Source organism: Burkholderia sp. SR8, from assembly GCF_052851275.1.
This window is the reverse complement of record NZ_JAULUC010000040.1, coordinates 17993-41427: the sequence shown is the minus strand read 5'-3', so window position 1 is coordinate 41427 and position 23435 is coordinate 17993. Positions and strand designations below refer to the sequence as shown.

At 66.0% G+C, this 23435-nt stretch carries 22 protein-coding genes; 10 read left to right on the top strand and 12 right to left on the bottom strand.

Features of this window, described 5'->3' with window-relative positions; all coding sequences use genetic code 11:
* Nucleotides 1-148 precede the first annotated feature (148 nt).
* Nucleotides 149-1789, bottom strand: a complete 1641-nt coding sequence (locus Q3A80_RS30410; protein WP_446332479.1) for an L-lactate permease — start codon at nucleotides 1787-1789, stop codon at nucleotides 149-151.
* A 378-nt stretch (nucleotides 1790-2167) separates the two neighbouring features.
* Between Q3A80_RS30410 and Q3A80_RS30405 the strand changes: the two genes are divergently transcribed.
* Nucleotides 2168-2479 carry a DUF4148 domain-containing protein gene (locus Q3A80_RS30405; RefSeq protein WP_446332478.1) on the top strand — a complete coding sequence of 104 codons (312 nt, stop codon included), beginning with the start codon at nucleotides 2168-2170 and terminating at the stop codon, nucleotides 2477-2479.
* A gap of 54 nt (nucleotides 2480-2533) precedes the next feature.
* Here Q3A80_RS30405 and gshA read toward each other — a convergent pair whose 3' ends face one another.
* The 3 genes from gshA to ada all read right to left on the bottom strand — a co-directional run bounded on the left by gshA (nucleotide 2534) and on the right by ada (nucleotide 6693).
* Entirely contained in the window at nucleotides 2534-4147 is a 1614-nt protein-coding gene (gene gshA, locus Q3A80_RS30400) for a glutamate--cysteine ligase (protein WP_446332477.1), read from the bottom strand.
* Between the two features lie 483 nt (nucleotides 4148-4630).
* Nucleotides 4631-5605 (bottom strand): DNA-3-methyladenine glycosylase family protein, encoded by a 975-nt coding sequence (locus tag Q3A80_RS30395; RefSeq protein WP_446332476.1) that lies wholly within the window; start codon nucleotides 5603-5605, stop codon nucleotides 4631-4633.
* Nucleotides 5602-6693, bottom strand: a complete 1092-nt coding sequence (gene ada / locus Q3A80_RS30390) for a bifunctional DNA-binding transcriptional regulator/O6-methylguanine-DNA methyltransferase Ada (protein ID WP_446332475.1) — start codon at nucleotides 6691-6693, stop codon at nucleotides 5602-5604. Before ada ends, Q3A80_RS30395 begins: the two co-directional genes overlap by 4 nt.
* A gap of 429 nt (nucleotides 6694-7122) precedes the next feature.
* On the opposite strand from ada, the gene Q3A80_RS30385 reads away from it, so the two are divergent.
* The gene (locus Q3A80_RS30385) at nucleotides 7123-7536 is read left to right on the top strand and encodes a VOC family protein (RefSeq protein WP_446332474.1); all 414 of its coding nucleotides are present in this window, start codon (nucleotides 7123-7125) and stop codon (nucleotides 7534-7536) included.
* Nucleotides 7537-7546: 10 nt separating this feature from the next.
* Here the strand turns inward: Q3A80_RS30385 and Q3A80_RS30380 are convergent, their stop codons facing one another.
* The 3 genes from Q3A80_RS30380 to speG all read right to left on the bottom strand — a co-directional run bounded on the left by Q3A80_RS30380 (nucleotide 7547) and on the right by speG (nucleotide 9689).
* Entirely contained in the window at nucleotides 7547-8101 is a 555-nt protein-coding gene (locus Q3A80_RS30380) for a YaeQ family protein (protein ID WP_446332473.1), read from the bottom strand.
* A 191-nt stretch (nucleotides 8102-8292) separates the two neighbouring features.
* Entirely contained in the window at nucleotides 8293-8640 is a 348-nt protein-coding gene (gene sap1 / locus Q3A80_RS30375) for a surface attachment protein Sap1 (protein WP_006489950.1), read from the bottom strand.
* 506 nt (nucleotides 8641-9146) lie between these two features.
* Nucleotides 9147-9689 carry a spermidine N1-acetyltransferase gene (gene speG / locus Q3A80_RS30370; protein ID WP_446332472.1) on the bottom strand — a complete coding sequence of 181 codons (543 nt, stop codon included), beginning with the start codon at nucleotides 9687-9689 and terminating at the stop codon, nucleotides 9147-9149.
* A 130-nt stretch (nucleotides 9690-9819) separates the two neighbouring features.
* Between speG and Q3A80_RS30365 the strand changes: the two genes are divergently transcribed.
* The 4 genes from Q3A80_RS30365 (at nucleotide 9820) to Q3A80_RS30350 (ending at nucleotide 12092) form a co-directional block, all read left to right on the top strand.
* Complete coding sequence (locus Q3A80_RS30365; RefSeq protein WP_006489933.1) at nucleotides 9820-9990, top strand: hypothetical protein; 171 nt, start codon at nucleotides 9820-9822, stop codon at nucleotides 9988-9990.
* A gap of 103 nt (nucleotides 9991-10093) precedes the next feature.
* Nucleotides 10094-10342, top strand: coding sequence for a DUF2795 domain-containing protein (locus Q3A80_RS30360; protein ID WP_014895654.1), 249 nt, complete (start codon nucleotides 10094-10096; stop codon nucleotides 10340-10342).
* Between the two features lie 111 nt (nucleotides 10343-10453).
* Nucleotides 10454-11812, top strand: a complete 1359-nt coding sequence (locus Q3A80_RS30355) for a sensor domain-containing diguanylate cyclase (RefSeq protein ID WP_446332471.1) — start codon at nucleotides 10454-10456, stop codon at nucleotides 11810-11812.
* A gap of 151 nt (nucleotides 11813-11963) precedes the next feature.
* Nucleotides 11964-12092 (top strand): hypothetical protein, encoded by a 129-nt coding sequence (locus Q3A80_RS30350; RefSeq protein WP_256941070.1) that lies wholly within the window; start codon nucleotides 11964-11966, stop codon nucleotides 12090-12092.
* Between the two features lie 230 nt (nucleotides 12093-12322).
* Here Q3A80_RS30350 and mnmE read toward each other — a convergent pair whose 3' ends face one another.
* A complete protein-coding gene (gene mnmE / locus Q3A80_RS30345) occupies nucleotides 12323-13717 on the bottom strand; it encodes a tRNA uridine-5-carboxymethylaminomethyl(34) synthesis GTPase MnmE (RefSeq protein WP_446332470.1) in 1395 nt (464 codons plus the stop codon).
* 337 nt (nucleotides 13718-14054) lie between these two features.
* Between mnmE and Q3A80_RS30340 the strand changes: the two genes are divergently transcribed.
* Nucleotides 14055-14492, top strand: a complete 438-nt coding sequence (locus Q3A80_RS30340; protein ID WP_446332469.1) for a transcriptional regulator — start codon at nucleotides 14055-14057, stop codon at nucleotides 14490-14492.
* 133 nt (nucleotides 14493-14625) lie between these two features.
* Here Q3A80_RS30340 and yidC read toward each other — a convergent pair whose 3' ends face one another.
* The 4 genes from yidC to rpmH form a co-directional block, all read right to left on the bottom strand.
* Complete coding sequence (gene yidC, locus Q3A80_RS30335) at nucleotides 14626-16284, bottom strand: membrane protein insertase YidC (protein ID WP_446332468.1); 1659 nt, start codon at nucleotides 16282-16284, stop codon at nucleotides 14626-14628.
* 8 nt (nucleotides 16285-16292) lie between these two features.
* The gene (yidD, locus tag Q3A80_RS30330) at nucleotides 16293-16559 is read right to left on the bottom strand and encodes a membrane protein insertion efficiency factor YidD (RefSeq protein ID WP_006489939.1); all 267 of its coding nucleotides are present in this window, start codon (nucleotides 16557-16559) and stop codon (nucleotides 16293-16295) included.
* A 75-nt stretch (nucleotides 16560-16634) separates the two neighbouring features.
* Nucleotides 16635-17096: a ribonuclease P protein component gene (gene rnpA, locus Q3A80_RS30325; RefSeq protein ID WP_031401531.1), complete on the bottom strand. Its 462-nt coding sequence runs from the start codon at nucleotides 17094-17096 to the stop codon at nucleotides 16635-16637.
* A gap of 15 nt (nucleotides 17097-17111) precedes the next feature.
* Complete coding sequence (rpmH, locus tag Q3A80_RS30320; protein ID WP_004198824.1) at nucleotides 17112-17246, bottom strand: 50S ribosomal protein L34; 135 nt, start codon at nucleotides 17244-17246, stop codon at nucleotides 17112-17114.
* 421 nt (nucleotides 17247-17667) lie between these two features.
* On the opposite strand from rpmH, the gene dnaA reads away from it, so the two are divergent.
* The 3 genes from dnaA to gyrB all read left to right on the top strand — a co-directional run bounded on the left by dnaA (nucleotide 17668) and on the right by gyrB (nucleotide 23189).
* Nucleotides 17668-19245: a chromosomal replication initiator protein DnaA gene (dnaA, locus tag Q3A80_RS30315; protein WP_446332467.1), complete on the top strand. Its 1578-nt coding sequence runs from the start codon at nucleotides 17668-17670 to the stop codon at nucleotides 19243-19245.
* Nucleotides 19246-19414: 169 nt separating this feature from the next.
* Entirely contained in the window at nucleotides 19415-20521 is a 1107-nt protein-coding gene (gene dnaN, locus Q3A80_RS30310; protein ID WP_446332466.1) for a DNA polymerase III subunit beta, read from the top strand.
* Between the two features lie 193 nt (nucleotides 20522-20714).
* Complete coding sequence (gene gyrB / locus Q3A80_RS30305) at nucleotides 20715-23189, top strand: DNA topoisomerase (ATP-hydrolyzing) subunit B (RefSeq protein ID WP_446332481.1); 2475 nt, start codon at nucleotides 20715-20717, stop codon at nucleotides 23187-23189.
* The last annotated feature ends 246 nt before the right edge of the window (nucleotides 23190-23435 follow it).

Below are 23435 nucleotides of genomic sequence, written 5' to 3'. Positions count from 1 at the left end.
TTTCTGTTTCCACAGGCGTGCTTCCCCGCCCGGCTTCCCCGCCGTCCTTCCCCGCCGTCCTTCCCGCCATGCAGCCCGGCGCTTTTTTCCCGCACCCTGCGTCGTTGTTTTCCTCGTGCCTCGTTGCGGCCCGCCGCCGCACCGCGTTTCACTTCGGCAGCGCCGGGATCATCCACGTCAACACGTGCTGCTGCAGGAACACGAGCACGCCGAGCAGCAGCGTGAGGATCACGCTGTGCCAGAAGGTACGCGCGAACACGACGCCTTCCTGCCCCTTCAGGTCGGTCGTCGACACGCCGGTCGCGATGTTCTGCGGCGAGATCATCTTCCCCATCACGCCGCCCGACGAGTTGGTCGCGGCCATCAGCACGGGATCGAGGCCGAGCTGCCGCGCGGCGACGACCTGCAGGTTGCCGAACAGCGCATTGCCGGACGTGTCGCTGCCGGACAGGAACACCGCGATCCAGCCGAGCGACGCCGACACGAGCGGGAACAGCGCGCCGGTCGACGCAACGCCGGTGCCGAGCGTATAGCTGATCCCCGAGTAGTTCAGCAGGTACGCGAGCCCGACGATCATCATCACCGTGACGATCGCGATCCACGTCTGCCGCCACGTCTTGACCACGCATTCGACGAACGCGCCGGGGCCGGTGCGCGTCAGCACGGCGGTGATGATCGCCGACACGAGGATCGCGGTGCCGGTGCCGAGCGGCTGGAAATCCCAGATCGCCGCATACGGCTTGTGATACAGCGACACGTACACCGTGTTGTGCAGCCCCGGCCACTTGATCTTCACGTCGCCGATCGCCGCGATGTTCGCGTGCACCCAGACGATCACGACCACCGACACGACGAGCCACGGCAGCCAGCCGCCGAAGCCTGCGCGCGCGGCGCCGGCGGCCGCGGGCACGCTGCGTGCGAGCGCGAATTGCGGATCGGGCTGCGGCTTCCACACCTGCAGGAAGCCGATCGTGACGATCAGCGAGCTGAGCGACGACAGCACGTCGGTGAGCTGGTAGCCGAGGAAGTTCGACGTGACGAACTGCGCGATCGCGAAGCTGGCGCCGGACACCAGCAGCGCGGGCCACAGCTTCGCGATCGAGCGCAGGCCGCCGTACGCGCCGACCACGTAGAACGGCAGCAGCAGCGCGAAGAACGGCAGTTGCCGGCCGACCATCGCGCCGAGCGTCGCGGGCGGCAGCGACGTGACCGCGCCGAGCACGGTGATCGGCACGCCGAGCGCACCGAACGCGACCGGCGCGGTGTTGAACAGCAGCGTGTAGGTGAGCGCTTCGAGCGCGGGGAAGCCGAGCGCGATCAGCAGCGCGCTGGTGATCGCGACCGGCGTGCCGAAGCCGGAGATCCCTTCGAGCAGACAGCCGAACGAGAACGCGACGACGAGCAGCACGAGGCGGCGATCGTCGGGCAGGTTGTCGAGCATCCATTGCCGGAACTGGTCGAAGCGGCCCGACTTCACCGCGATGTTGTACAGCAGCAAGGCGTTGAACACGATCCACATCACCGGCACGACCGCGAGCGCCATGCCGGCGCCGACCGCATTGAACGCGAGGCCGGCCGGCATGCCCCACGCGCCGATCGCAACCGCGAGGCCGGCGACGAGCCCGGCCAGCGATGCCTGCCACGCCGGCCGGCGCAGCACGCCGAGCGCGATCAGCGCGACCGCGATCGGAATCACCGCGACGAGAAATGACAGGAACAGCGAGTTGGCGACGGGCGTCAACGGCTGCGCGAACAGGATGCCGGGCGGCAGGGCTGCGGTGGGATTCATCGTGTGTCGTGTCTCCGATCCAGGACCAAACGTGCGTTCCACGGCCGCGACGACCGCGCGACGCTTGCGCATGCAACCATGCCGCGGCGCCGACCGATCGGTCGCTTAAAAGAGGTTAGGAGGCGTGTCGCGCTTGCACAAGGAGGGCAACCCCGATGCGCGCAGTGCCGATCCGCGGCATCCGCCGCACGATGAACCGCGGCTGGCGGCTCGCTGGCGCGCGCGCCAGCAAAGGTGCCGGCGCAATGTTGCGCAGCATACAAAGGTGACTGACGGCAGGCGGGGTGTTTCGTTTGGCGTCCGAAGCCTAGACTGGCTGCATCGATTCCGGCCGCGCCGACGCACTGGCGGCGCCGGAGCCCTCACGGAGCGAACACGATGAAAACCATGAAACTTGCGGCGTGCGCGTTATTGCTGACCGGCTCGGCCGTCGCCGCCGAGGCGCAGGCCGCGTCGACGCTGACGCGTGCGGAAGTCCGCCAGGAGCTCGTGGAATTGCAGGCCGCCGGCTACCGCGCGAACCTCGCCAGCAGTCCCGACTTTCCGCAGAACATGCAGCGGATCATGCAGCGTGCCGCGCAGGCGCGCGGCGCCGCCGCCGGCTACGGCAGCGACGGCCATGCGAACGTCGAATCGGGAAAGCCGGCGCTGCCGCCGGTGGTCGATCGCGACACGTACGCGCATCACTGAAGCGCGCGCCGCAACCGGCAAACCCGCCGCGCGATGCACGGCGGGCCGCAGCCCTCAAACGCTGAAGCGGTTCAGCGTATACGCACGATAGGCCGCGACGAACGCGTCGAACGAGCCGGCCTCCTTCGCTTCCAGCTCGGCCTGCTCGGCGAGCGACTTCGCGGCGAGCGCCTGCTCGGCGCGCATCGTCTGCGCCGACGGCGGATTCGCGCGGAAGTGCGCGGCATGCGCTTCGCTGTGCGCACGCGCGAACGCGAGGAACGATTGCCCGTTCTCGCGCATCGTGCGCAGCACACGCGCCGACGGCGTACGCTCCGGATCGGCAAGCTTCTCGCGCTGCGCGGCAATCGCGCGCGCATGCTCGTCGCCGCCGCGAATCTCGTCGAGACGGCGCCCGACCGTTTCGATATCGGTCATCAGGTCGTCCGCCCACGCCTGCAGCGTGACCGGCTGGCCGTCGCGCGTCAGCGTGAGCCCCGGCTTGCGGCCATCCATCGTCACGCTGCCGAAGTTCGCATTCGCTTCCTTGTACGCGTCGCAGTCGAGCGCGGGGCTGTCGTCGAGCGCGCACGCGAGCAGGAACGCATCGATGAAGCGCGCGGTTTCGAGCGCGATGCCGGTCGGCTCGAACGGATCGATGTCGAGGCAGCGCACTTCGATGTACTGCACGCCGCGCGATGCGAGCGCATGCAGCGGCCGCTCGCCCGAATACGTGACGCGCTTCGGCCGGATCGTCGAGTAGAACTCGTTCTCGATCTGCAGCACGTTCGTGTTGATCTGGATCCACTCGCCGTCGCGATGCGTGCCGATCGCCTCGTACGGCGGATACGGCTCGCTCACCGCCTTCGACAGCGCGTCGAGATAGCCGGGCAGCGTGTTGTAGTCGACGTGCAGCGCGGCCTGCGCGGTGGTGTTCGAGTAACCGAGATCGCTCATCCGCAGGCTCGTCGCATACGGCCGGTACAGCGTGTCGGCGTCGAACGTGTCGAGCCGGTGCGGCTTGCCGCGCAGGAATTTCGTGTCGAGCGCCGGCGAGGCGCCGAACAGGTACATCAGCAGCCAGCTGCGGCGGCGGAAGTTGCGGATCTGCGCGAGATAGCGCTCCGACTGATAGTCGACGAGCGAGGCCGTCGAGCCCTCTTCCGCATGCAGGCGCCGCCACACTTCCTCGTGCAGCGAGTAGTTGTAGTGGATGCCGGCGATGCACTGCATCGTGCGGCCGTAGCGATACGCGAGGCCGCGCCGGTACACCGTCTTCAGGCGGCCGATGTTCGACGTGCCGTAGTCGGCGATCGGGATTTCGTCGTCGGCCGGCAGCAGGCCCGGCATCGAGTCGTTCCACAGCATCTCGTCGCCGAGCGACGCATACACGTAGCGGTGCAGATCGTCGAGGCGCTCGAGCGTGATCGATGCGTCGGGTTCCGCCGGCGTGATCAGTTCGATCAGCGCTTCGGAATAGTCGGTCGTCAACGACGGGTGCGTGAGGGCCGAACCGAGCGCGCTCGGATGCGGCGTGAACGCGATCATCCCGTCGCGCGTCACGCGCAGGCTTTCCTTTTCGATGCCGCGCAGGCCGTCGGGCAGATGCTGCCGCGTCGGGCCCGAGCTCAGCGCTTCGAGACGATTCAGCAGCAGTTCGGACTGGCGGTGAGTCATGGTGTTCGACATGGAGACGCAAGTGCGTGACGGCCGCGCGCAGAACGCCGCACGCGGCCGGCTGGATTATTGGTCGCTTCGTTGGTAGCGGGCACTTTAACATCTCGCCGAAACACGCGCTTGAGGCGGCGCCGCGCGGTGCGCGGCCGCCGCAGCGGGCCGCCGGACGGGCCGCCGGGCGGACCGATGGTCGCGTTCGCCGCCTGCGCGGCCGGCTGCGAGCGGCGCCGGCGGACGCGGCAAACATGCGGATTCGTCGGACGGAACGTGAGCGACCGGCGCTCCCGGGCAGGCAGGCGCAACCCGCGCCGCGTCATCCGCCACGCCCTCCCGCCAGCCGGATTTGCAGCGCGGCAGACATCCGATTCGATTGATCGCCGTCAAGCGTTGCAACCGTGAGGACCACGGACCGATCGCTGCCGGACCCGGCGCTTGACCAGCGTGCATCGTGGCGGTGTCCGGTTCAGTTGCAGCGCGGCGTGGCCGTTGCGAGCGTCATCCGCCGCGCGCGCCGCCGGCCCGGTCCGCGACGTCGTTCCACAGATGCAGCGCCGCGTACGCACGCCACGGCCGCCAGCCTTCGGTGCGGCGCTTCTGGCTCGCGAGCCGGTCGAGCGACGGATCGCGCGCGGCGATCGACTGCATCAGCACGAGGTCCGACGCCGGCCACGCGTCCGGGTCGCGCCACGCGCGCATCGCGATGTATTCGACGGTCCACGGGCCGATGCCGGGCAGGTCGAGCCACGCGCGGCGCAGCGTCTCGAGGTCCGCATGCGCCGGATCGAGCGGCACGTGGCCGTCCGCCACCGCGCGCGCCATACCCGTCAGCGCCGCGGCCCGCTTGCCGGGCATTCCGATCTTTTGCAGGTCGCACGCGGCGAGCGCGTCCGGTGTCGGGAAGCGCCACGCGGGCGCGCCGTCCGGCGCGGGTCCTCCGCCGTCGTGCACGACGCGCTCGCCGGCGCGCTGGACCAGCCGGCCGACGATCGTCGTCGCCGCCTTCACGCTCACCTGCTGGCCGACGATCGCGCGCACCGCGAGCTCGAACCCGGACCATGCACCCGGCACGCGCAGCCCCGGCGCGGCCGCGACGAGCGGCGCGAACCACGGGTCGCGCGCGAGCCCGCCGCCGATCGCGGCCGGGTCGGCGCCGAGGTCGAACATCGACGCGACGCGGCGCGCGAATGCGTCGTCGACATGGCGCGCGGCCGGCCCGTCCACCGTCGCGATCAGGCAATGCCGGCGCGGATGCTTCGTGACGGTGAGCCGGCCCGCGTCGCCGTGCAGGTCGACGATCCGTCGATACACGCCGTCGACGACCTGCTCGACGCCGGGAATCGCCCGCCCGCTGAAAAAGCGCAACACGCGCGCCCAGTCGTACGGCGCCTTGAAGCGCAGTTCCATCTGCGCGGACGGCGGCACCTGGCCGCCGTCCGCAATCGATGTAATCGTGGTTGTTTCAATGCTCAAACTGCGTTGCCCTCCGCAACGGCTTCGGTTTCATCGTCGCGCAGATGGCGCGCCTCGGACGCGAGCAGCGCCGCCTTGCGCCGCACGCCCCAGCGATAACCGGCGAGCGCGCCGCCCTTCTGCACGACCCGGTGACACGGAATCGCGAGTGCGACCGGGTTCGACGCGCATGCCGACGCGACGGCCCGCACCGCGCGCGGCGAGCCGAGCGCCTCCGCGATCTCCGAATAGCTGCGCGTTTCGCCGTACGGGATGCGCGTCAGCGCTTCCCACACGCGCTGCTGGAACGCGGTCGGCGCGATGTCGAGCGGCAGGTCGAACGCGTGCCGCGTGCCGTCGAGGTACGCGCGGATCTGCGCGACGAACGGCGCGAGCCGCGACGGCGATTCGACCCGTTCGGCGCGCGCGAACGCGTCGTTCAGCTCGGCGACCAGCGACGCCGGGTCGTCGCCGAACGCGATCCGGCAGATGCCCTGTTCTGTCGCGGCGACGAGCACCGTGCCGAGCGGCGTCGATGCGGTCGCGTAGTCGATCCGCAGGCCGGCACCCTGCCGGCGGAACGCGGACGGCGCCATCCCGAGCTCGCGCGGCACCGACGCATAGAGCCGCGACGGCGAGTTGAAGCCCGCGTCGACGGCCGCCCGCGTAACCGGCTGCCCGCTCTGCAGCGCGTCGCGCAGTGCAGCGCCGCGCTGCGCGGCCTGATACTGCCGCGGCGACACGCCGACCACGCGCTTGAACAGCCGCTGCAGGTGGAACGGGCTCACGTGCACCGCGTCGCTCAGCTGCTGCAGCGTGAGCCGCTCCGGATGCGCATCGAGCACCGCACAGGCGCGATTGACGATCTCGAGCTCGCGCGGCAGCCCTTCCGGCTGGCAGCGCTTGCACGGACGGAAACCGGCCGCACGCGCGTCGGCCGGGCTGGCGAAGAACGACACATGCTCGCGCCGCGGCAGCCGCGACGCGCAGCTCGGGCGGCAGAACACGCCGGTCGTGCGCACGGCATAGAAGAACGCGCCGTCCGCGTGCGGATCGCGGGCGGTCACGGCGCCCCAGCGGGCATCGTCGGTCGGATAGGCGGTTTTCATCTGAACCTCGCACTCTCTAGTGTAGATGGTGCCTACTCTAGACATCGGTACATGCCGGCGCGCCCTGAATCTTGCTCTGTGATTCATGCCGACAAAATGGGGGCGCATTGGCGTGCGATCGATCGGACAAAAAGGCGTGCGGAGGCTGCCCCGACGCCGCTTTCGTCATCATCCCGTCACCATTTTGCTGCAGCGCAGCTGCGACAAATCGCCGTCCTGACGATTTTTTACACTCGGAATATTGCAACGCACCATCGCCGTGTGTATAGTTGGAACTGTCTCCTCCATGTCTCCTCCTGATATGGATTAAGCCCGTTCCGCTCTGCGTGAACGGGCTTTTTTTCGTCCGTCGATCGCGCGGGACTCCGGCGCGCGTCGCCGGCCAGGTCTACACTCGGTGCACGCGATCCGCGAAGGGAGTGCCTGCTCATGAAACCGACCATCCGCTCGATCGATCACGTCGTGCTGCGCGTAACCGACATGGCTGCGATGACCCGTTTTTACTGCGATGCCGTCGGCTGCCACGTCGAGAAGGAGCAGCCCAATCTCGGCCTCGTGCAATTGCGCGCCGGCGACGCGCTGATCGACCTGCTGTCGGTCGGCGGCCCGATCGACCGTCCCGACAGCGGCCCGCCCGGCACCGGCCGCAATCTCGACCATCTGTGCCTGCGCGTCGAGCCGTTCGACCCCGACGCGCTGACCGAGCATTTCGCCGCGTATGGCGCGCGCCCCGGCGCGCCGGCCGAACGCTACGGGGCCGGCGGCTACGGCCCGTCGATCTATCTGTTCGATCCGGAAGGGAACATGCTGGAATTCAAGGGGCCGCCCGCCACGATCGGCTGAGCACCCGGCGTCACGCGTCGGCGAACGGCTTCACCACGGTCCACTCGACCGCGACCGGATCGTGGTCGGCGCTCGAGATCCACGCGGCGCCGTCCTGCACCGTGCACTGCAGGCGCATCGTGCGCTCGGCGAGACGCCCGAGCGCGGCCGCGACGCCGTCGGCGAGCGACAGCACCTGCACGTTGCGCAGCCGCTCCACCTTGCTGCGCACGCCCTGCCACCAGATGTCCGAGGTCTTGCCGCCGTACGCGATCACCGTGACCTCGCCGGCGCGTCCGGCCGCCTTCGAGATGCGCCGTTCGTCGGGCTGCCCGGCTTCGATCCACACGTCGATCGCACCGGTCAGGTCCTTCTGCCACAGATCCGGTTCGTCGACGTCCGACAGACCCTTGCAGAATTCGAGACGCTCGTGCGCGAACAGCGCGAATGCGACGATGCGCACCATCATCCGCTCGTCGGTTTCCGACGGATGACGGGCGACCGTCAACGCGTGATCGGCGTAATAGTGCCGATCCATGTCGGCGATTTGCAGCTCGGCTTTGTAGATCGTGGATTTCAGCGCCATGCGGATACGGCCCGGGCGGGCATTCGGTTCGGTCGGGCCGTGATGATACCGAATGCGCGCCGCCCGGCGCGTGACGGGCGCTCCACAGCGCGACGGCCCGGCATCGACCGGGCCGCGTTCAGGCCGCGCCGCCGACGTGTCGGGCCGGCGTGGGGGGGCGAGAGGCGCGCGTGCGCGATATTGCGTGCGCGTTATTGCTTGACGAAGCGCGAATCCGTCCAGAGACCCTGCTGGTCGCTGTTGTCGGCACTGACGAACTGGACGTCGCCCTGATCGACCGACACGACGCGGAAGCGCTGGCCCTCCGGCACCGACAGGCAACGGAAGTCGTCGAAGTACTGCTGCTTCGCCTGCGACTTGCCGTCACGCTCGTGACTCAGTACGGAGTCCAGATTGTCTTTTGACAGACAGCCCCATGCGTTCTTCGTCAGCTGGATTTCCTGCTTCGGCTTGACGGCCGAATCACCGCCTGCCTGAGCGATCGACACCGCGCAAAATGCGCCGACAAGGGCAAAAAGGACACCGGTTCGCTTCATCATGTTCTGTCTCCATGCTTGCGGGCACCAGGCTGGGTTAGCTATGTGTTTAAAGGTGATCGTGAACCCGCGTTTTTCACTTTAGAAGACCGGCAAGCGATATCAAGCACATTTGTTGTGCGATCGCAATAGCGGCGAATTGTCGCACCCCGTGCGCACGCGGTTTTCCGCGGACTCGATGCATCCGGCGGCGGCGAGCAACGCGCGGACTGCCTCGTGCGGCCTGGCGGCGAACGTTGCCGCACAAGGCTTTCAGCGAAGTTACAGGAAAAGCGGTGAACGGTTTGGATAATTCATTTCAATATCGGGCCGGCTTTGATGCAATGCACCTAAAGTCGTCCGAAACGATATGAATTTACCGCACTGCGGAACCGGATTTACCTGATACAAGAAAAATGCCAGGTATAAGCGCGTTCGTATTTACCCGTATTTTCCCGAGGGTGCCGAATCCAGCACGGACGGGGCGCCGCAGCGCGTTTACCCGAGGTTTTTTACCCGGCGTTATCCAGTCAGGCCGATTTCGAGCGCTCGAAATAATCGCGCTGGAAGATGCACATCCGATAAGCGTTGTGATACGCGCCGTTTCCGAAAAACTCTTCCTTCAATTCCGCCTCGTGCTGGAATCCGCATTTCTCGTACACGTGAATGGCTGCCGCGTTCGACGTATCGACGATCAGGTACAGCTTGCGCATGTTCAGGACCTTGAACGCATATTCGATCGCGAGACGCGTCGCCTGGCCCGCGTAGCCTCGCCCCTGGCATTGCGGCGCGATGATGATCTGGAATTCGCCGCGGCGGTGGATGTAGTCGAGCTCGATCAGCTCGACGAGGCCGACGAGTTCGTCCTGCGGATCGACCGCGACGAAGCGGCGCTCGCGCTGGTCGTGCACATGGCGATCATACAGCTGCGACAGCTCCGAGAAGGTTTCGTACGGCTCCTCGAACCAGTAGCGCATGATTTTTGCGTCGTTGTTCAGCTCGTGGACGAAGCGCAGGTCCTGGCGCTCCAGCGGCCGCAGCGCAAGCGTGTGCCTGTCGTTCTGGAGTTGCATGTTCGTGTCCTTTTTCTGTCGTTTTCGATGCCCGCGCGCGCGGCGCAAACGCGCCGCAAGAAGTTGACCGCGGGCGAAGTTCAGAGCCTAGAATGGGAGCAAGGGTTCCTGCCACCGCAAGGAGGCTATCGTGATCGAGCAAGTGATACTCGGCATCTTCCTCGTGCTGCCACTCGTGATCGTGGCTGCGCTGTTCTCCGACGAACTGTGGCAGGAACATCGGCGGCAGCACCCGCGCGACGAAAACGCCCCGCATATCGACTGGAAACATCCGTGGCGCCGCGTGCGGCGCGGCCACTGAGTCGATCGCCGTCCGGGCCGCGCCACGCCCGCGCGTGCTTCTCCGAACGCTGCCACCGCCTTCCGCTTCGAACCGATTCCCGCTCAACCAGCGAGACGCCGACGTGAACGACAAACCTGCTCTGCCCGCACACGATATCCCCAGCGAAACGATCGACCTGCAGATCGCCGACGTGCTGGCGGCCGTCCGCTATCCGGCGAACAAGGATGCGATCGTCGACGCCGCACGCGACGCTGGCGCCAGCAACGAAGTGCTGTCGATGCTCGACGGCCTGCCCGAACAGGACTATGCGGACGTCGATGCCGTCACGCGCTGGGTCGCCGGCAACTTCGGCCCCGGCCTCGGTATTTGAGCGCGCACCAATAACGCGATAGGATCGGCCCGCACCGGTCGCGCGTGGCGGCCGGACGCATGCCGCCCGGCGCCAAGACCGGGCGTGTCCGCATGAGCGCCGGGGGAATCGATGGAAGGCATCCTGATCCAGCATACGACGCGTCGTCAGCTGTGGTTCGGCGCGCTGACGGCCCTCGTCATCGTGCTCGCGCTCGGGATTGCCGTCCCGCATGCGAACGTCGCGCTGCCGGCCGTCGAGCCGTTCATGCCGATGTGCGCGCTGACCGTGTTCACCACCGCGAGCATCGCGGCGTTCTTCCTCGGCGCGCAGTTCACCGTCACGCGCCAGCCCGTGCTCGGTGCGCTCGGCGGCGCGTATGCGTTCACCGCGCTCGCCGTCGCCCTGCAGCTGCTCACGTTTCCCGGCGTGTTCGCGCCGCACGGTTTGCTCGGCGCGCGTCCGCAGAGCGCCGCGTGGATGTGGGTGTTCTGGCATGCCGGCTTTCCGTGCTTCGTGATGGCCGCGCTGTTCGCGCGCGAACGGCTTACGCGGGTGCCCGTCAGTGCGGCGCAGACGCGCCGGTGGGCGATCGCGCTGGTCGGCGGTCCGGCCGCCGCGGCGGCGCTGCTGTGCGTGTTTGCGCTGAACGTCGCGCTGCCGCCCGCGTTCCATCCGCCGGCGGACACGGCCGTGCTGCCCGTCAACGGGATTGCGCTCGTCGTGTGGTTCCTCAACGCGTTCGCGCTGGTTGCGGTGCTGGCCGCGGGCCGGCTGCGCACGACGCTCGACCTGTGGCTCGCGATCGCCGTGCTGGCGTGCCTCACCGACACGACGCTGAACCTGCTGACCACCCACCGCTTCACGGTCGGCTGGTATCTGGCGCGCGTGTTCAGCATGTTCACGCCCGGCGTGCTGGTGTGCGTGCTCGCATGGGAAGTGACGAAGCTGTATCAGCAGCTGTTCGAGGCCCATGCGATGCTGGTTCGCTCTTCCGCACGCGACGGGCTGACCGGCGCGTTCAACCGCAGCCACTTCAACGATCACTTTCACACGCTGTTCCTGCAGGCACGTCGGCAGGGCGAGCCGCTGTCGCTGCTGATGGTCGACGTCGATCACTTCAAGGCCTACAACGACGCATTCGGTCACGTGAAGGGCGATGCGTGCCTGATCGCGGTCGCGAATGCGCTCGCCGGTGCGGTACGGCGGCCGGCGGACATCGTCGCGCGCTACGGCGGCGAGGAGTTTGCGATCGTGCTGCCGAACACCGGTACGCGCGGCGCGCGCGTCGTAGCCGAAGAAGCGCGCGAAGCGGTGCTGCGGCTCGATCTCGCGATGCCGTCGTCGCCGGCGGGACGCGTGAGCGTCAGCGTCGGCTGCGCGACCGTGTCGGCGGATGATCTGTCGACGCCCGATGCGCTGATCGAGGCCGCCGATGCCGCGCTGTATCGCGCGAAGGATGCGGGACGCAACCGCGTGGTCGTCGCCTGAAAACGTCTGCGGATTGGCGATTTGTTACGGTCATTGTGACCGGAATAATCCGCCGTTACGGTTTGCCGAGCAGGGAAACGATCGCTTACAGCCGGTGTCGAGGGCGCTCGCTATGCTGGGTTCCATATTGAACCCCAAGCAGGTGGACGCGATGAAGAAAACCCTTTTGCTGATTGCCGGCGTGGCCGTGCTGCTGAGCGGCTGTATCGTGGTGCCGGATGGGGGCGGATATTACGGTGGCGGCGGGTATTATCACCATCATCATCGGGATTGGGATTGATGGCGGGTGTCGGCGCCAGACGGCCGAAGCTCGCTACGCTCTCCCGATCCGAATGCCATGCGCGCCCTCTGATTGTGTTGAGGCCGGGGTTTAACGTGTCGATATTTCCCGGCCCAACGATTCCATGACAGGCCGCGCGACGCGAACGGGCGATCGATCGGGATCGTGTTTTCTCCGTCAGAAACCAACGATGCGCCGCAACGCGTCTTCGAGCTTCAGGGGCTCGGGCATCACTTCCCGATACAAAACCTGCTGAAAATCACCCCCAGCAGATCGTCCGACGTGAACTCCCCGGTAATCGCATTGAGCTGCTCCTGCGCAAGCCTGAGCTCCTCGGCAAACAGATCGAGCGACTGCGCCCTTTGCTCCGCATGATCGGCCGCCTGCGCCAGATGCTCCTGCGCCGCCCGCAGCGCAATCAAATGCCGCTCCCGCGCCAGATAAACGCCCTCCGCCCCCGCCTGCCACCCCGCGATGCGCAGCAATTCCGCGCGCAACATGTCGATCCCGTCGCCGCGCTTCGCCGACAGATGCACTTCCGTCAGATCGCCTTCAGCCGCCGGATGCTCGACGCAAGCCGGCACGCCGGTCAGATCCGTCTTGTTCAACACCCGCACTACCGGCACGCCAACCGGAAACCGCGCCGCGATCGTCTCGTCGTCCGCCGTCATCCCCGTGCGCGAATCGAGCAGATGCAGCACGACGTCCGCGCGCTCGATCTCGCTCCACGTACGCGCAATCCCGATCCGCTCGACTTCGTCCTCCGTCTCGCGCAGCCCGGCCGTATCGATGATGTGCAGCGGAATCCCTTCGACCTGGATCGTCTGCGCGACCTTGTCGCGCGTCGTGCCCGCGATCGGCGTGACGATCGCGAGCTCCGCGCCGGCGAGCGCGTTCAGCAGCGACGACTTGCCGACGTTCGGCTGCCCGGCGAGCACCACCGACAACCCCTCGCGCAGCAGCGCCCCCTGCCGCGCATCGCCGAGCACGTGCGCCAGTTGTTCGCGAATCCTCGCGAGCTTGCCGCGCGCGTCGGCCGCTTCCAGGAAGTCGATCTCCTCTTCGGGGAAATCGAGCGTCGCCTCGACCAGCATCCGCAGCGTGATCACGTCCTCGACGAGCGCGTGGATCTGCCGCGAGAACGCGCCGTCGAGCGACCGCCCGGCCGAGCGCGCCGCCGCCTCGGTGCTCGCCTCGATCAGGTCGGCCACCGCCTCCGCCTGTGCGAGGTCGAGCTTGTCGTTCAGAAACGCGCGCCGCGTGAACTCGCCCGGTTCCGCGAGCCGCAGCCCGAAGCCGCGCCCGGCATCCAGGCAGCGCTGCAGCAGCAACTGCATCACGATCGGCCCGCCATGCCCCTGCAGCTCGAGCACGTGCTCGCCGGTGTACGAATGCGGTGCCGGGAAATACAGCGCGATCCCGCGGTCGAGCGGCGCGCCGTGTTCGTCGAGAAACGGCACGTAGCTCGCATGACGCGGCGCGAGCCGCTGCCCGCACAACGCGTCGATCAGCGGCAGCGCGGCCGCCTCCCCGCCGCGCCCGAACGATACGCGGACGACGCCGATGCCACCCCGGCCGGCAGCAGTGGCAATGGCGACGATCGGATCGGAATCGGTAGCGAGCATGGGAATCGGATGAATCGGAAGGTCTATCGATGAATGGTGCGCCCGCACAACACCGCGGGCATCGGAACGCCGGCATTGTAGCGTGCCGGCCCGCACGCCACCGGGCGCCCCATCGGTTTCGAACTCGGCCGAATTTATCCCGGCGGGGCTAAGTCGAGTATCAGTCCGCGGCGAGCTCACCGTGCCGATTTCGGACGAGTATGCCTGTCGGAACGGGCCAACGCTGAGGCCCCCATTCCGTCACGCGCACGCACGCAGGTTGGGATTCATCCGAATAAGCTATCTTTATCTCATACGGTTGTCTGATACGCGGCGGTGGAATTGCACAATCACCCCCATGCCGACACCCGAAGAAAAAGCGGCGTTCTCCGAACGCCTGAAATTCGCCTTGCGGCGCAGTCCGGACAAAGTCACCGGTGCGACCGAACTCGCGAACCGGTTCAATCTGCGTCACCGCGGCGAGCAGCCGGTTTCGCCGCAAACCGCGCACAAATGGCTGACGGGCCGCACGATTCCGACGCCCGATAAACTCGAAACGCTCGCCAGCTGGTTGCGCGTCGAACTGCACTGGCTGCATTACGGGCCGTCGCCGAGCGTGATCGAACATCCGACGCCGCAACCGCTTCCGCGTGACGAGCGCTATCCGCCGACACCGGAGACGATCGAACTCGCATCGAAGATCGAGGCGCTGCCGCCGCATCAGCGCTATCTGGTCCAGGAGCTGATCGAGCAGTTCTACAACGTCGAACCGAAAATCGACACGAAGAAGGCGTGAATTGCGGCGGTCGAGCGGACGCACACCGTCGCCGCCGCGCCGCCCGCCCAAAACGAAAAAGCCGCATGGATCGCACCATGCGGCTTTTTTACGTGCAGCGCGGGCGGCGGGCCGCCCGCGGGTGCGACGCGCGTCAGGCAGGCTTCTTGACGCCGCCGAGCTTGCGCGTGATGTAGTACTGCTGCGCGATCGACAGCACGTTGTTCACGACGTAGTACAGCACGAGACCGGCCGGGAAGAAGAAGAACATCACCGAGAACGCGATCGGCATGAACTTCATCATCTTTGCCTGGACTGGGTCCGGCGGCGTCGGGTTCAGGCTCGTCTGCACGAACATCGATACGGCCATCAGCACCGGCAGGATGAAGAACGGATCGCGCTGCGACAGGTCGTGGATCCACAGAATCCACGGCGCGCCGCGCATTTCGACCGATGCGAGCAGCACCCAGTACAGCGAGATGAACACCGGGATCTGGATCACGACCGGCAGACAGCCGCCGAACGGATTGACCTTCTCGGTCTTGTACAGCTCCATCAGCGCGGCGTTCATCTTCTGCGGATCGCTCTTGAAGCGTTCGCGCAGCGCCTGCATGCGCGGCGTGATTTCCTTCATGCGCGCCATCGACTTGTAGCTGGCAGCCGACAGCGGGAAGAACACCGCCTTGATCAGCACCGTCAGCAGCACGATCGCCCAGCCCCAGTTGCCGACCACGCCGTGGATCTTCTCGAGCAGCCAGAACAGCGGCTTCGCGATGATCGTCACCCAGCCGTAGTCCTTCACGAGCTCCAGGCCCGGCGCGATGCCTTCGAGCATGCGCTCTTCTTCCGGACCGGCGAACAGGCGCGCCTGCACGTCGGCCGACTGGCCCGGTGCGATCGCGGCGACCGGCTGCTTCACACCGACGCGGTACAGCGTCGGATCGATCTTCTCAGCGTAGATGTCGCGCTTCGCGCCCTGCTGCGGAATCCACGCCGACGCGAAGTAGTGCTGCACCATCGCGACCCAGCCGTTGTCGGCGGAGTTCACGTAGTCGGCCTTGTTCTTGTCGAGGTCGCTGAAGTTGATCTTCTGGAAGTGCTTCGCGTCCGTGTAGACCGCCGGCCCGAGGAACGTATGCGAGAACATCGGCGTTTCGACGGCCGTGTTGTCGCGCACCAGTTCCATGTAGACCGTCGGCGTGACCGGTGCGGTGCCGACGTTGTCGATCTTCGTGTCGACGCCGATCACGTAGCTGCCGCGCGTGAACGTGTAGGTCTTGATCACCTTCACGCCGCCCTTCACCGGCGATTCGAACGACAGCTTCAGCGTGTTCTGGTCGCCCGTCAGCGACGTCGGGCCCGCATTGACCTGCGTGTAGACGTCGTTGTGGTTCGGGAAGTCGCCGCCGAGCAGGCCCGTGCGTGCGAGATACGTGTGGCCGGCCGTGTGGTCGAACAGCGTGATGTACAGATCCGGCTGCTTGCCGTCGCCCTGCTTCTTCAGCGTCAGCTTCGCGAGCGTGCCGCCGCGCGTGTCGATTTCGCCGTCGTACACGTCGGTCGAGAATTTCACGAGCTGCGCCTGCGCGGCCGGTGCCGTCGTCGACGGTGCGGCGCCCGCCGCGGCGGCCGGTGCTTCACCTGCGGTCGTCGTCGCGCCCGTGCCCGATGCACCGCCCGCAGCGGCGGGAGCCGTGTGCGTGGCGCTCGGGAAGAACATCGACGGGCGTCCATGGTCGCGCTGCCAGTTGTCGTACAGCATGACGGCTGACATGAAGAAGATCACCCATAGGACGGTGCGTTTGATATCCATGCGTTGTCTCAGAGTCGATGGGACCGCGCGTCGGCTTCGCCGCGAGCGCGAGTGTCGGAGTTGGGCGGCGGGACGAGGTCGATGCCGCCCGCGGAAAACGGGTGGCATCGGCACACGCGCCTGACGGCGAGATACGTGCCGCGCGCGGCGCCATGATACTGGATTGCCTCGCGCGCGTAATCCGAACAGGAAGGATAAAAACGGCAACGGTTGCCGAGCATCGGGCTCACGGCAACCTTGTAGAAGCGCAGCAACGCGATCAATACCGTTTTCATACCTTGGGCGACGCCGTTCGGCGCCGCGTCAAAACCGGCCGGGCGGGCGCGCACGCCGCACCGCGGACGGATGCGTCACTCGGACGCGGGCTTCGACGCTCGGCGCGCGATCTCCCGGACTGCCCTGTCGAGCAGTTCGCGGATTTCGGCCGCGCACATCGCCGCGAGCGGGGCGGAAGCCGCGCTCGGCAGCGCTTTCTTGTCGAAGCGCGTGTGCTGCCGCAGCAACAGGTCGTAACCGGCGAATTCGGCGCGGCGCAGGCGAAACGCATCGCGCGCCAGCCGCTTCACGAGGTTACGGGTGACTGCACGCGGCGCATACTTCTTGCCGATGACGAGCCCCAGGCGGGCAGGCTGGCCGGTCGGCTTGCCGTAGATCACGAAGTGTGCGGAGCGCCGCCAGGGGCGCAAACGAAAAACGGATGAAAATTCATCCGTTTTCAGAAGTCGCGCAGCTTTCGGGAAGGCGGCTTTCGTCTGCGACGGATTCGCACCCGGCTCGACGGCACCTTCCGCAGGACTGCGGACGGCGGACACAGCGCGCAACCTGCCTTAGATGGCGAGGCGCTTGCGGCCCTTCGCGCGGCGAGCGTTGATGACCTTGCGGCCACCTGCCGTCTTCATGCGGACACGGAAGCCATGGGTGCGCTTGCGGCGCGTCACGGACGGTTGGTAAGTACGTTTCATGATGTTCTCACTTGTTCGAGAATGTCGAAATTCAGGGGACCGCGTGCCCTTAACCGGAGGCATTCGGGCGAACGCAATCGCCGGGAATACAGGATTGGTTTTCGCGGAACCCGCTATTTAAACCGTTTTTCTCTTGACGGTCAATACTTTACGAGTCGTCCGCCTGTGCCGGCCCGCTCCGATCCGGCCCCGCGACCCACCATCGCAGCCTGTGGATAAGTCCCGCTGTGGCCGCGTTTGGCGTTAGAATCTCGCCTTATCTCCAAGAATCCCGCACGCCGCTTCGGCCCGCGCCTGCCGCTCCAGGACTGTGACGCAGGCGTCCGACGCACGCTCGCACGACCGCTTCGGGCCTTGTTGCGCAACCGCGACAAGGGCGCCGGCGAGCCGCGCTGTGCACGCAAAAAACGACAGCTACTTGATGAACGATTTCTGGCAACACTGTTCCGCACTGCTGGAGCGCGAGCTGACGCCCCAGCAGTACGTGACGTGGATCAAACCCTTGGCCCCGGTGGCCTTCGATGCGTCGGCGAACACGCTGTCCATCGCCGCGCCGAACCGCTTCAAGCTGGACTGGGTCAAGAGCCAGTTTTCGGGCCGGATCTCCGATCTGGCCCGCGAATTCTGGAACACGCCGATCGAAGTCCAGTTCGTCCTCGATCCGAAGGCCGGCATGCGCAGCGCGCCCGCAGGCGCCGCGCCGGCCGCCCCGCGTGCACCGCTGGCCCCGACCGGCCCCGCCGCGACGGTCGCCGCGATCGCCGCCAACCTGACCGCGAATGCCGCCGCCGCGCCGAGCGCGCCGGCCGACGTGCCGATGACGCCGTCGGCGGCCGCCGCCCACCACCTGAACGCCGACGACGCCGACATCGACCTGCCGAGCCTGCCCGCGCACGAAGCCGCGGCCGGCCGCCGCACGTGGCGTCCGGGTCCGGGCGCCGCCCCCGCGAACGGCGGCGAAGCCGATTCGATGTACGAACGTTCGAAGCTGAACCCGGTGCTCACGTTCGACAACTTCGTGACCGGCAAGGCGAACCAGCTCGCGCGCGCCGCCGCGATCCAGGTCGCGGACAACCCCGGCATCTCGTACAACCCGCTGTTCCTGTACGGCGGCGTCGGCCTCGGCAAGACCCACCTGATCCACGCGATCGGCAACCAGCTGCTGCTCGACAAGGCCGGCGCGCGGATCCGCTACATCCATGCCGAGCAATACGTGTCCGACGTGGTGAAGGCGTACCAGCGCAAGGCGTTCGACGACTTCAAGCGCTACTACCACTCGCTCGACCTGCTGCTGATCGACGATATCCAGTTCTTCTCCGGCAAGTCGCGCACGCAAGAGGAATTCTTCTACGCGTTCGAGGCGCTCGTCGCGAACAAGGCGCAGGTGATCATCACCAGCGACACGTATCCGAAGGAGATTTCGGGCATCGACGATCGCCTGATCTCGCGCTTCGACTCGGGCCTCACCGTCGCGATCGAGCCGCCCGAGCTCGAGATGCGCGTCGCGATCCTGATGCGCAAGGCGCAGTCCGAAGGCGTGAACCTGTCGGAGGACGTCGCGTTCTTCGTCGCGAAGCACCTGCGCTCGAACGTGCGCGAGCTCGAAGGCGCGCTGCGCAAGATCCTCGCGTATTCGAAGTTCCACGGCCGCGAGATCTCGATCGAGCTGACCAAGGAAGCGCTGAAGGACCTGCTGACCGTGCAGAACCGGCAGATTTCGGTCGAGAACATCCAGAAGACCGTCGCCGACTTCTACAACATCAAGGTCGCGGATATGTACTCGAAGAAGCGCCCCGCGAACATCGCGCGGCCGCGGCAGATCGCGATGTACCTCGCGAAGGAACTCACGCAGAAAAGCCTGCCGGAGATCGGCGAGCTGTTCGGCGGGCGCGATCACACCACCGTGCTGCACGCGGTGCGCAAGATCGCCGACGAGCGCAGCAAGGATGCGCAACTCAACCACGAGCTGCACGTGCTGGAACAGACGTTGAAGGGCTGAGCGCGCGGGCGCGCTTGATAATTCGGCATCCGCCCCAAATTAAGGGGGGCGGTTCGGTTTTAAGGCACAATACAGGTTTGACCGCCCCGGTGGTGGCGGGCCAAGAGCCCGGCCGACGGGGCGCTGCGAGGCTGCTGCGCTGCAGGCCGTTACTCAACGAAGGAACTCTATGCAACTGGTCAAGACCGAACGAGACACACTCCTCAGGCCGCTGCAAACGGTCAGCGGCATCGTCGAACGCCGCCATACGTTGCCGATCCTTGCCAACCTGCTGATCACCAAGAACGGCCCGGACGTTTCATTCCTGTCGACCGACCTGGAGTTGCAGATCACCACGCGCGCCGATTTCGGCGTCGGCGGCGACCAGGTGGCCACCACCGTCGCGGCCCGCAAGCTGCTCGACATCCTGCGCGCGATGCCTGACGGCCAGGTCACGCTGTCGCTCGCCGACAAGCGCCTCACCGTCCAGTCCGGCAAGAGCCGCTTCGCACTGCAGACGCTCGCCGCAGACGAGTTCCCGACCGTCGCGCAAGCGAAGGATTTCGGCGCCACGCTGACCGTCCCGCAGAAGTCGTTCCGCCAGCTGCTCGGCATGGTGCACTTCGCGATGGCGCAGCAGGACATCCGCTACTACCTGAACGGCATGCTGCTCGTCGTCGACGGCGACCAGCTGATGGCCGTGGCCACCGACGGCCACCGCCTCGCGTTCTCGTCGATGAAGATCGAGGGCGGCACGTTCGGCCGCCAGGAAGTGATCGTGCCGCGCAAGACGATTCTCGAGCTGCAGCGCCTGCTCGAAGATATCGACGACACCGTCACCATCGACATCGCGCAGACCCAGGCGAAGTTCACGTTCGGCGGCGTCGAACTCGTGTCGAAGCTGGTCGAGGGCAAGTTCCCCGACTTCCAGCGCGTGATCCCGAAGGCGCACAAGAACACGTTCGAGATCGGCCGTGAAGAGCTGCAGCGTTCGCTGCAACGCGCGGCGATTCTGACGTCCGACAAATTCAAGGGCGTGCGCTGCATCATCGCGCCGGGCCAGCTGAAGATCATGTCGACCAACGCCGATCAGGAAGAGGCGCAGGAAGAACTCGAAATCGCGTACCAGGGCGATACCGTCGACATCGGCTTCAACGTCACGTATCTGCTCGACGTGCTCGCGAACCTGAAGGTCGACACCGTGCAGGTGAGCCTCGGCGACGCCAGCTCGAGCGCGCTGATCACCGTGCCCGAGAACGACGAATTCAAGTATGTCGTGATGCCGATGCGCATCTGACGCGCTCGACATCGCGACACACACCAGGGGGCGGCAAGCCCCTTTGGCGTTTTTATGGCGAACCGACAACCCGTCCCTTTGGTGCCTTTTCGGCACCTTGGGCGGGCCAGGAAACTGGAGCGGCCCGGCGATTTCTCTCGCTGAAACGCACCGCGCCGCCACGAGAGTGGCCTCGCAGAACCGGAAGATATCCATGAGTGAACAGCACAATTCGCAACCCGATAACAGCAGCTACGGCGCTTCGTCGATCCAGATCCTCGAAGGTCTGGAGGCGGTGCGCAAGCGCCCCGGGATGTACATCGGCGACACGTCGGACGGCACCGGTCTGCACCACCTCGTGTTCGAGGTGCTCGACAACTCGATCGACGAAGCGTTGGCCGGGTACTGCAACGACATCCACGTGACGATTCACGCCGACAACTCGATTTCCGTGACCGACAACGGCCGCGGGATTCCGACCGACGTGAAGATGAACGACAAGCACGAACCGAAGCGCAGCGCCGCCGAGATCGTGATGACCGAGCTGCACGCCGGCGGCAAGTTCGACCAGAACAGCTACAAGGTGTCGGGCGGCCTGCACGGCGTGGGCGTGTCGTGCGTGAACGCGCTGTCGAGCTGGCTGCGCCTCACCGTGCGCCGCAACGGCAAGAAGCATTTCATGGAGTTCCATCGCGGCATCGCGCAGGATCGCGTGCTCGAGCAGGTGGATGGCGTGGAAGTGTCGCCGATGCTGATCACCGGTGACACCGAGAACCGCGGCACCGAAGTGCATTTCATGGCCGATCCGACCATTTTCGGCACGGTCGAGTATCACTACGACATCCTTGCGAAGCGGATGCGCGAGCTCTCGTTCCTGAACAACGGCGTGCGGATCCGTCTCACGGACCTGCGCTCGGGCAAGGAAGACGATTTCGCGTTCGCCGGCGGTGTGAAGGGCTTCGTCGAGTACATCAACAAGACCAAGACCAACCTGCACCCGACCATTTTCTTCGCCAACGGCGAGAAGGACGGCGTGGGTGTGGAAGTCGCGATGCAGTGGAACGACAGCTACAACGAGAACGTGCTGTGCTTCACGAACAACATTCCGCAGCGCGACGGCGGCACGCACCTGACCGGCCTGCGGGCCGCGATGACGCGCGTCATCAACAAGTACATCACCGACAACGAAATCGCGAAGAAGGCGAAGGTCGAGACGACCGGCGACGACATGCGCGAAGGGCTGTCGTGCGTGCTCTCCGTGAAGGTTCCGGAGCCGAAGTTCAGCTCGCAGACGAAGGACAAGCTGGTGTCATCCGAAGTGCGTGCGCCGGTTGAGGAAGTCGTCGCGAAGGCGCTGGAAGAATTCCTGCTCGAAACGCCGATCGACGCGAAGATCATCTGCGGGAAGATCGTCGAAGCGGCTCGGGCGCGTGATGCTGCGCGGAAGGCGCGGGAGATGACGCGCCGCAAGGGCGTGCTCGACGGCGTCGGCCTGCCGGGCAAGCTCGCGGACTGCCAGGAGAAGGATCCGGCGAAGTGCGAAATCTACATCGTCGAGGGTGACTCGGCAGGTGGGTCGGCGAAGCAAGGGCGTGACCGGAAGTTTCAGGCAATCCTGCCGCTGCGCGGCAAGGTGCTGAACGTCGAGAAGGCCCGCTACGACAAGCTGCTGTCGTCGGAGCAGATCGTCACGCTCGTGACCGCGCTTGGGTGCGGGATCGGCAAGGAAGACTACAACCTCGACAAGCTCCGCTATCACCGCATCATCATCATGACCGACGCGGACGTCGACGGTGCGCACATCCGGACGCTGCTGCTCACGTTCCTGTATCGCCAGATGCCGGACATGATCGAGCGCGGGTACGTGTATATCGCGCAGCCGCCGCTTTACAAGATCAAGGCGGGCAAGGACGAGCGGTATCTGAAGGATGACGTGGAGCTCAACGCGCACATGCTGCGGTTGGCGCTGCAAGGGTCGGAGTTGGTGCCGGGTGAGAATGCGGCGGCGATTTCGGGCGATGCGCTTGGGGAGCTGGCAAGGTCGTATCTGCTGTCGCAGAGCGTGATCGATCGGTTGAGCCGGTTGTATGATCCGGCTGCGCTGGAAGCCGTCATGGATGGGGTGGTGATCGACCTTTCCACTGAAGAATCGACCGAGGCTTCGGCTAAGGCGCTGCACGCTGCTTTGCATGATGAAGCGTTGAAGAATGAAGTGCGGGTTGTGCCCTCGTATGACGCGGTTCGCGAACAACGGGCGCTGCACGTCGAGCGGACGCATCACGGCAACGTGCGGGTTTCGGTCATCGACCAGGAATTCCAGCACACGGCGGATTATCAGCAGCTCGTGACTACCGCGAATACGTTCAAGGGGCTGATTGGGGAAGGTGCGGTCATCAAGCGCGGTGAGCGCAGCATGGCCGTGGCGGACTTCAAGAGCGCGATGAAGTGGCTGCTGGCGGATGCTGAACGGAACGTCTCCAAACAACGCTATAAGGGGCTCGGCGAGATGAATCCCGAGCAGCTGTGGGAAACGACGATGGATCCGGCAGTGCGGCGTCTGCTGCGCGTGCAGATCGAAGACGCGATTGCTGCGGATGGGATCTTTACTACCCTCATGGGGGATGACGTCGAACCGCGGCGGGCGTTTATCGAGTCGAATGCGTTGCGGGCGGGGAATATTGACGTTTAACACAGCCTGACGTGCAGGGACACGGAATTCGTGAGACTGAAACGGCAAAATTGATGCGACTGCCGGGATTGACGTCCCGGCAGGATCAGCGACAGGGCCGCAAGTGTGGCGAGGCACCAGATAGATGTTGGTCTCTACGGCTATCAGTGTGGTGGCACGTTGGCAGAGAGCACGTCACAGATGAGGGACCGTCTCCCACCCAGCTCGGAGGCTTGGACCAACAATCTCGTGACGTCCGCTTTCGCA

What these genes read in the sequence shown, in the direction of transcription:
- Q3A80_RS30410 (WP_446332479.1), bottom strand. Translation starts at nt 1,789, where the DNA reads ATGAATCCCACCGCAGCCCTGCCGCCCGGCATCCTGTTCGCGCAGCCG.
- Q3A80_RS30405 (WP_446332478.1), top strand. Translation starts at nt 2,168, where the DNA reads ATGAAAACCATGAAACTTGCGGCGTGCGCGTTATTGCTGACCGGCTCG.
- gshA (WP_446332477.1), bottom strand. Translation starts at nt 4,147, where the DNA reads ATGTCGAACACCATGACTCACCGCCAGTCCGAACTGCTGCTGAATCGT.
- ada (WP_446332475.1), bottom strand. Translation starts at nt 6,693, where the DNA reads ATGAAAACCGCCTATCCGACCGACGATGCCCGCTGGGGCGCCGTGACC.
- Q3A80_RS30385 (WP_446332474.1), top strand. Translation starts at nt 7,123, where the DNA reads ATGAAACCGACCATCCGCTCGATCGATCACGTCGTGCTGCGCGTAACC.
- Q3A80_RS30380 (WP_446332473.1), bottom strand. Translation starts at nt 8,101, where the DNA reads ATGGCGCTGAAATCCACGATCTACAAAGCCGAGCTGCAAATCGCCGAC.
- sap1 (WP_006489950.1), bottom strand. Translation starts at nt 8,640, where the DNA reads ATGATGAAGCGAACCGGTGTCCTTTTTGCCCTTGTCGGCGCATTTTGC.
- speG (WP_446332472.1), bottom strand. Translation starts at nt 9,689, where the DNA reads ATGCAACTCCAGAACGACAGGCACACGCTTGCGCTGCGGCCGCTGGAG.
- Q3A80_RS30355 (WP_446332471.1), top strand. Translation starts at nt 10,454, where the DNA reads ATGGAAGGCATCCTGATCCAGCATACGACGCGTCGTCAGCTGTGGTTC.
- Q3A80_RS30350 (WP_256941070.1), top strand. Translation starts at nt 11,964, where the DNA reads ATGAAGAAAACCCTTTTGCTGATTGCCGGCGTGGCCGTGCTGCTGAGC.
- mnmE (WP_446332470.1), bottom strand. Translation starts at nt 13,717, where the DNA reads ATGCTCGCTACCGATTCCGATCCGATCGTCGCCATTGCCACTGCTGCC.
- Q3A80_RS30340 (WP_446332469.1), top strand. Translation starts at nt 14,055, where the DNA reads ATGCCGACACCCGAAGAAAAAGCGGCGTTCTCCGAACGCCTGAAATTC.
- yidC (WP_446332468.1), bottom strand. Translation starts at nt 16,284, where the DNA reads ATGGATATCAAACGCACCGTCCTATGGGTGATCTTCTTCATGTCAGCC.
- yidD (WP_006489939.1), bottom strand. Translation starts at nt 16,559, where the DNA reads ATGAAAACGGTATTGATCGCGTTGCTGCGCTTCTACAAGGTTGCCGTG.
- rpmH (WP_004198824.1), bottom strand. Translation starts at nt 17,246, where the DNA reads ATGAAACGTACTTACCAACCGTCCGTGACGCGCCGCAAGCGCACCCAT.
- dnaA (WP_446332467.1), top strand. Translation starts at nt 17,668, where the DNA reads ATGAACGATTTCTGGCAACACTGTTCCGCACTGCTGGAGCGCGAGCTG.
- dnaN (WP_446332466.1), top strand. Translation starts at nt 19,415, where the DNA reads ATGCAACTGGTCAAGACCGAACGAGACACACTCCTCAGGCCGCTGCAA.
- gyrB (WP_446332481.1), top strand. Translation starts at nt 20,715, where the DNA reads ATGAGTGAACAGCACAATTCGCAACCCGATAACAGCAGCTACGGCGCT.